Consider the following 6,632-nt stretch of genomic DNA (forward strand, 5'->3'; position numbering starts at 1 on the left):
GTGTGCTCTTCCGATCTGTAGTTGTTTCAACCCCAATTGCACATCAGATGTAAAATCAATCCATATATATTTTGCTAAGAAGGAAGGAATTTGGGCTTTGTCAACTAGGACAGGAATGATTCTTCGCTGCTTATTTGAAATATCCCCAAAAGCGATAGCGGAAATTTCTTGATTGACCCATTCAGAACGAAGAGAATTTTCGCTCACAATTATTATTAACGCATCAGTTTCTTTAAGCCCTTCGTTTACTTTCTCAATTAGATTATCGCCAGGACGCAGTTTCCAAGTATCAATCCAGACCTTATGCTTTGCTTTCTTTAATTCTTTAGCAATTAACTCTGCATATTTCTTATCGAAATGGCTATAACTGATGAAGACTTTCATTATTTACTCCCATTTCTGCCAAATGAACTTCATTTTAACAAATATACAGCAAATTTTAATGCAGGGCAAGCAACACCAGTGAAATCTCTGAGCAGACTATAACTCGAGAATCCGTTATGATTCCCTATCATCAAACCTGATGAGAGAATTCACCCCTAAAAAGAATGGCTCTATTGCACTCACCTCGAAAAGGGTAAAGTCATAAATGATTGACTCTCGCAACGGAGAGCAATGAATTTACCGAGTTTCAAAACACTTCTTCAATCTTAGTATCCCTTGTTCAATTTCATCTATATCATAAAACGAGATGCACAACCGCATATAGTCGTGCAACCCATTCTGGCTGGAAAACAGCGCGCCCTGGCGCAAACCTACCTGATGATCTTGGGCTTTTTTTCGTAACTCTTGTGCGTCGATACCTGGGAGGCGCAACCAGAAAAAATATCCGCCATGAGGGGTGGAAAATTTGGCGGAGGGCAGGTGGGTTCGTAATAATTTATCCGTTGCTTCTACTCGCTTGGTGTATGTTTGTACCAGTTTCTCGATATTTCTTTCCAACCCGCCGTTCTCGATCAGACTTCTCACAATGGTAGAGATGAATGGATTCATTCCGCCGCCACTTGCCAACAACCCACAGGTAATGATCTTTTGCATTATGGATGAATGGGTTTGCAGCCATCCAAGCCGCAAGCCTGGAGCAAGGATCTTTGAGAAGGATCCCAGCGAAACTACATGCTCCGAGTCAATGTACGCGCCGAAGGATTTGGGCGGCGTTTGGGTGTAGCCGAGGAAATGATAGACCTCATCTGCGAGGATCAGGAAGTCATGTTCGCGCGCTAAAGCGACAAGCTGCTCGCGACGTTGTTGCGGGAGGGTATGTCCGCTTGGGTTTTGGAAGGTGGGAATGATGTAAAGGAATTTAGGGCGGGATTCTTTCAAGGCGCGGATCAAGTCATCCACACCCAGACCAGATTCATCGGTCCGAATGGAGACGACGCGCAAGCCATGATCCGCGAAAATTTGCAGGGCCAGAAAATACGAAGGCTCCTCCACGAAGACCGTGTCACCTGTTTTGGTGAAGAGCGTGCAGAGCAGATCCAACGCTGATGAAATGCCCGAGGTTGTGAAGAGATCATCATGTAAAACGGAAAAGCCATACCGCGTAGAAAGGAAGTCTGCAAGTGCCGTGCGGAAATATCCATCACCCTGCTCGGTGCCATACTGCAAAATTTCATTCTCGTTTTGATTCAAGCGGTGTGCCGCGGCATCGCGGATCAATTCACGAGGCAGCAGTGCGAGCTGCGGATCGCCTCTACCGAGGTCAATAAAATCCTTGGGGACTTTGATCTGAGTGGTTTGAAGAGGTGTGGGCATGTGCATAGTATATCCGTTATAATCGCCCCAACAAAAAGCTCAGGAGAGAGTTCATGCCCAGGAAAAAGGGTTCTGTTGCATTACCCCTTGAAAAAGACGAGATCATAAAAGATTATCGCTTTGCATATCAAAGCAGGCAGGCATCGCTTATAGGCAGGAGAGAAGTCCTCAGCGGCAAGGCAAAGTTTGGCATCTTCGGCGACGGCAAGGAAATCGCCCAACTCGCCATTGCCCATGCCTTTCGCAAAGGGGATTGGCGCTCCGGATATTATCGCGATCAAACCTGGATGTTCATGCTTGGCATGATGAGCATCCAGGAATTTTTTGCACAGCTGTATGCCCATGCCGATGTGAACTATGATCCCGCCAGCGCAGGTCGGCAGATGAACGCACATTTCGCTTCACGCAATTTATTTCCCAATGGCGATTGGCGTTCGCAAACAGACATGTACAATACCTCGGCGGATGTCTCACCTACGGGCACACAAATGCCGCGCACGGCAGGGCTTGCGTATGCCTCGGTCTTGTATCGCAAGTTAAAAGAATTGCATGAATTCAAAGAGTTCTCAAACAATGGCAATGAAGTTACATTCGCAACCATCGGCAATGCCTCCACAGCCGAAGGGATGTTTTGGGAATCGGTCAATGCAATCGGTGTGTTGAAAGCGCCTGCCATCATCACCATCTATGATGATGGCTATGGCATTTCCGTTCCCAATCAATTTCAAATGGTCAAGGAAAATATCGGAACGCTGCTAAAGGGCTTCGAACGCAATCCCAACGCGCCCCCTGAAAAAGTTCAGAACGGATACGATCATTACACCGTCCATGCCTGGGACTACCCTGCGCTCGTCGAAACTTATCTCAGCGCCGCCGAGATCGCGCGCGAGTATCACATCCCCGCCCTGGTGCATGTCATTGACGTGACCCAGCCACAGGGTCACAGCACATCGGGCAGTCACGAGCGATACAAATCTGCGGAGCGACTCAAGTGGGAAGAGGAATTTGACGGCATCAAAAAAATGCGCGCCTGGATGATAGACAACCGCGTCAGTTCTGCGCCCGAGCTTGATTCACTGGAAAAAGAAGACTACGAAGCTGTGGAGGGATTCCGCAAAGCCGCGTGGGACGCGTATCTCTCCCCCATCATGGATGAGCGTAACCATGTCATGGATATGTTCGATGAGATCGCCAGCACCTCGAACCATGCGTCAGAGTTGAGAGCTCTCAAAGATCGGCTGGCAAATCTCCCGTCGTACACGAGACGTGACATTCATAGCGCCGCACATGAAGCGCTACGAATCCTGCGCGACGAAGCGAATCCCACAAAGGAAGTCCTCGTCCAATGGAAATTTGAAAATGACAAACTGAATGTCGAGCGATATGGCTCGCACTTGTATTCAGGCACGGCGCTCAAAGTGGAAGAAGTGAAACCAGCATATTCAGACTCCTCGCCAACCTTGTTTGGTTTTGAAGTGGTCAACGCTGGCTTCGATGCCGCACTGGCAAGGGAACCGAGACTCATTGCATTTGGTGAAGACGTTGGCAAACTTGGTGACGTGAACCAGGGCTTCAAAGGCATGCAGGAAAAATATGGCGAATACCGAGTGACTGACACGGGCATTCGAGAAGCGACAATTTTAGGTCAGGCAATTGGCATGGCCATGCGCGGGCTGCGGCCCATCGCCGAGATTCAATATTTGGATTATGTTTTATACGCGCTGCAAATCATGAGCGATGACCTCGCTACACTGCATTGGCGCACTGCTGGTGGACAAAAAGCGCCCGTCATCGTCCGCACACGTGGGCACAGACTCGAAGGTGTGTGGCACGCGGGCTCGCCGATGGCAGGCCTGATCCATTTATTGCGCGGCGTGTATCTGCTTGTCCCACGTGATATGACTCGCGCGGCAGGTTTCTATAATACTTTGCTGAAATCAGATGAGCCTGCGGTTGTTGTGGAAGTGTTGAATGGCTATCGCGTCAAAGAACGCGTGCCCGATAACATCGGCGAAATGACCGTACCGCTGGGCATACCTGAAATCATTCGCGAGGGAAAAGATGTAACCGTTGTCACCTATGGCGCGTGCTGTCGTATTGTGATGGAAGCCGCCGAGAAATTATCCAAAGCTGGCATCGAGATCGAAGTCATCGACGTGCAATCGCTTTTACCCTTTGACATTCATAGCATGATCGTCGAATCATTGAAGAAAACCAACCACGTGTTGTTTGTGGATGAAGATGTCCCTGGTGGAGCCACAGCCTACATGATGCAGGAAGTCATCGAAAAACAAGGCGGCTACTTCCATTTAGATTCCCCCGCGAAGACATTATCCGCCAAAGCACATCGCCCTGCATATGGAAGTGATGGAGATTACTGGAGTAAGCCGAACGCGGAGACCGTATTTGATGCGGTGTATGAAATGATGAGTGAGGTAGACCCTAAAGCGTATCCGCTTTTTAGTTGACGGTTGATGGTTGGTAGTTGACAGCGAGGACATATGGAAAAAGAAAAGGTTTCTGCACGAAATTATCGAGAGTTAATTGTATGGCAGGAAGCGATCAAGATAGCAAAAACAGTATATCAATTGACTGTGAAATTTCCAAAACAGGAAACCTATGCTCTTGCAGACCAAATACGTCGAGCGGCAGTTTCAGTACCATCAAATATTGCGGAAGGTCAGGCAAGGAAATTGCCTGGTGACTTCAGAAGATTTTTACACATTGCACTCGGTTCTTTGGCAGAAGTAGATACACAACTGGTTTTAGCTCAGGAGTTTGGATATCTGAGTAAAGAAGATGTTGACCCAATGGACGGACAAATTCAAGGGTTGCGCATGAAACTTTACGCGCTTATCAACAGTCTGCCCGCCCGCTAACTGTCAACAATCAACCACAAACTACCAACTGGAGATCTTATGGCAACAAAAGTTTTAGTTCCAAGGCTCGGCGAGGGCGTTGATGAAGTTACTGTCACAAAATGGCTCAAACAAGTTGGCGATTCTATCAAGGAGTTGGAGCCGTTGTTGGAAGTCAACACAGATAAAGTAGACACAGAAATCCCAGCTCCCGCGACTGGAACGGTTTTGAAAATCATCACGGAAGAGGGCACGGCTGCCAAAGTGGGAGAATTGCTCGCGATCATTGGCGCGCCCGGAGAGTCAGTTGATAGCGGGCAGTTGGCGGTTGACAGCAGTAAGTCTGCACCAAAGCCTTCGCAGGCTGCAGTTACTCGATCCCAACCTGCTACTGTTATTGAACAATTGCCAATTCCCAACCAGGGACCTGGTTTCATCTCGCCCGTGGTTGCAAAGGTCGCAGCCGAGCATGGTGTGAACTTAACCCAGGTACAAGGTACTGGACTGAATGGGCGCATCACAAAAAATGATGTTCTGGCTTTTGTGCAAGGTGGTAAACAGAGCATTGTCGAAAGTGCGCAAACCATTGTCCATCGCCCGCAGGCATCATCCATCGCCGCGCCAACGGCAGGCGACCAACTTATCAAGCACACCGTAATACGCAAGGCAATTGCGCAACACATGGTCGAATCGAAACACACTTCCCCGCATGTGCTGACCATCATGGAAGCGGATATGTCGCGCGTGGCGAAACATCGTGCGGCAAATAAGGCTGTATTTGAAAAAGATGGAGTCAACCTCACATTCACAGCATATTTCATGACCGCTATTGTGGCAGGGTTGAAGGCCTACCCAATTGTCAATTCTTCGTGGAGCGACGAAGGTGTGCTCATCCATAAAAACATCAATATTGGAATGGCAACCTCACTTGGCGAAGAAGGCTTGATTGTGCCCGTCATCAAAGGCGCAGATAATCATTCGCTGCTGGCTATGGCACGCTCTGTGAATGATCTTGCCAATCGCGCGCGGAATAAGAAACTACAACCCGATGAAGTCAAAGGTGGGACGTTCACCATCACCAACCACGGCATCAGCGGATCGTTATTTGCCTTCCCCATTATCAACCAGCCGCAATGCGGCATCCTCGGTGTTGGCGCAATGCAAAAACGCGTAGTTGTTATAGATGACGCCATTGCAATCCGCCCCATGGTGTACCTGTCCTTTGTATTCGATCATCGCATCCTCGACGGCGCATCCGCAGATTGGTTTTTGGCAAAGGTCAAAGAGACGCTGGAAAATTGGAGCTAATTACGAAAGAACAATCTATTTTATGGCAGCGCTATTGAAAACACCCATGGACCAGAGATATTTTTCTTGAATCCATCTTCGATAATTTCACGTGCACGCTCCATTGTCATCCCAAAAGGGATTTTTGTAACTTCAAACGAAAAACCATAACCGCCACCTCGATAATCAATATGGCAGATAAAATCCAAATCAGGATTAGCAAACCCTATATCATTACGCAGTTTCACGCATTCATTTTCTGTAATTGCATCGGTAAAATTTATTTCTAGATTATCTAGTGAAACAACTATATTCCTGGCATCTAAAAGCGATTTTGTAATCAGGTTTGCTGAAAATGTGAATTTATAACATCGAAAGGTAGTAAAACTATCGTACCAATCCATTTCAGGGTTGTAGTTTGTCCAGCGGGTCAACTCAGGGATAGGGAGTATTTTCTCATTATTGACCATCAAGGTTGTTTCAGGATACCAACCATGATTATCTTCATATTCAATACAAATATCTGCAACAATGATCGTCGGGTTAATCTCAATGCGGCTTAATGTTGTTTTCGCTTTAGCTACTTCTACCATCTCATTAAGATTAATCGTTAAATTCTTATCTACAAGAACAGAAAGATTGAAACTATATGTTCCAAAGTCTGGCAAAAGAGTTTGCCTGCCATCGGCAGCATATAAATTAAAGTTTCCTAAAGAAACAGCTATAGAC

6 protein-coding genes are annotated in these 6,632 nt (G+C 47.3%); 3 read left to right on the forward strand and 3 right to left on the reverse strand.

Annotation, left to right across the window (positions count from 1 at the left end):
* Window positions 1-384, reverse strand: a 384-nt coding sequence (locus tag AC14M5_RS11215) for a toll/interleukin-1 receptor domain-containing protein (RefSeq protein WP_484029756.1), incomplete at its 3' end; no start/stop codon positions are given.
* A 237-nt stretch (window positions 385-621) separates the two neighbouring features.
* On the reverse strand, window positions 622-1,758 hold the full coding sequence (locus tag AC14M5_RS11220; protein ID WP_484029757.1) for an aminotransferase-like domain-containing protein: 1,137 nt from the start codon (window positions 1,756-1,758) through the stop codon (window positions 622-624).
* A 53-nt stretch (window positions 1,759-1,811) separates the two neighbouring features.
* Here AC14M5_RS11220 and AC14M5_RS11225 point away from each other — a divergent pair, with 53 nt between their 5' ends.
* Genes AC14M5_RS11225 through AC14M5_RS11235 form a run of 3 tightly spaced genes read left to right on the forward strand, consistent with a single transcriptional unit; the run spans window position 1,812 to window position 5,924 of the window.
* Entirely contained in the window at window positions 1,812-4,226 is a 2,415-nt protein-coding gene (locus tag AC14M5_RS11225; protein WP_484029758.1) for an alpha-ketoacid dehydrogenase subunit alpha/beta, read from the forward strand.
* A 33-nt stretch (window positions 4,227-4,259) separates the two neighbouring features.
* Window positions 4,260-4,637: a four helix bundle protein gene (locus AC14M5_RS11230; protein ID WP_484029759.1), complete on the forward strand. Its 378-nt coding sequence runs from the start codon at window positions 4,260-4,262 to the stop codon at window positions 4,635-4,637.
* 39 nt (window positions 4,638-4,676) lie between these two features.
* Window positions 4,677-5,924 (forward strand): dihydrolipoamide acetyltransferase family protein, encoded by a 1,248-nt coding sequence (locus AC14M5_RS11235; RefSeq protein WP_484029760.1) that lies wholly within the window; start codon window positions 4,677-4,679, stop codon window positions 5,922-5,924.
* A gap of 20 nt (window positions 5,925-5,944) precedes the next feature.
* On the opposite strand, the gene AC14M5_RS11240 is transcribed toward AC14M5_RS11235, so the two are convergent.
* Window positions 5,945-6,632: hypothetical protein (locus AC14M5_RS11240; protein WP_484029761.1), on the reverse strand; the 688-nt coding region annotated here is incomplete at its 5' end.

Source organism: Candidatus Villigracilis sp. (assembly GCF_057083605.1).